The sequence below is a fragment of the Hymenobacter sp. AT01-02 genome, from assembly GCF_000961955.2.
GTDB lineage: Bacteria > Bacteroidota > Bacteroidia > Cytophagales > Hymenobacteraceae > Hymenobacter > Hymenobacter mucosus.
Genome location: NZ_JZIR02000151.1, coordinates 1 through 584, shown reverse-complemented (window position 1 = coordinate 584; position 584 = coordinate 1). Strand labels below are relative to the sequence as shown.

General features: G+C 51.4%; 1 protein-coding gene and 1 pseudogene. Both read left to right on the top strand.

Translation table 11 applies throughout. The annotated features are described in order from the left end of the window. A pseudogene (locus VI25_RS21430) lies at window positions 1-254 on the top strand (serine acetyltransferase); the annotation flags it as partial. Between the two features lie 82 nt (window positions 255-336). Beyond that, window positions 337-584, top strand: a 248-nt coding sequence (locus VI25_RS21425; RefSeq protein ID WP_152981756.1) for a pyridoxal-phosphate dependent enzyme, incomplete at its 3' end; no start/stop codon positions are given.

The following is a 584-nucleotide window of genomic DNA, read 5'->3' as shown; positions in this document are numbered from 1 at the left end:
TAACACTCGGGGCCTTGAGTGTTGCGAAACACCTAGAAGGCATCAAGCGCCATCCTACTATCGAAGACCAAGTGGTTATTTATGCCGGAGCTACTATTTTGGGTGGTAATACCGTCGTAGGTAGCCATAGTATAATTGGCGGCAATGTGTGGCTTACGGAAAGCGTACCGTCGCACTCGCGCGTATACCACCGGGCCCAAATTCACGTCACTCGTTCCCAAGACCCGAGCGAAGAAATTACGTTTTCTATCTAACTACTTTTGAGCAGCTCCATTGCCATGTTGCTTTCTGCATGCTCACCTGCAGCCTCTCACTCTCACCTCCTAATAGTCAACAATGAAAGCCAACTCCATTCTGGAAACCATTGGCAATACGCCTTTGCTACGCCTAAACCGCCTTTTTGCCCAACGTCCAGACGTAGAAGTGTGGATAAAGCTGGAGCGGGCCAACCCTGGCGGCAGCATCAAAGACCGTATTGCCCTGAGCATGATTGAGCAGGCTGAACAGGACGGTATCCTCACCCCTGACAGCCTCATTGTAGAGCCTACTTCTGGTAACACTGGCGTAGGGCTGGCCATGGTAGC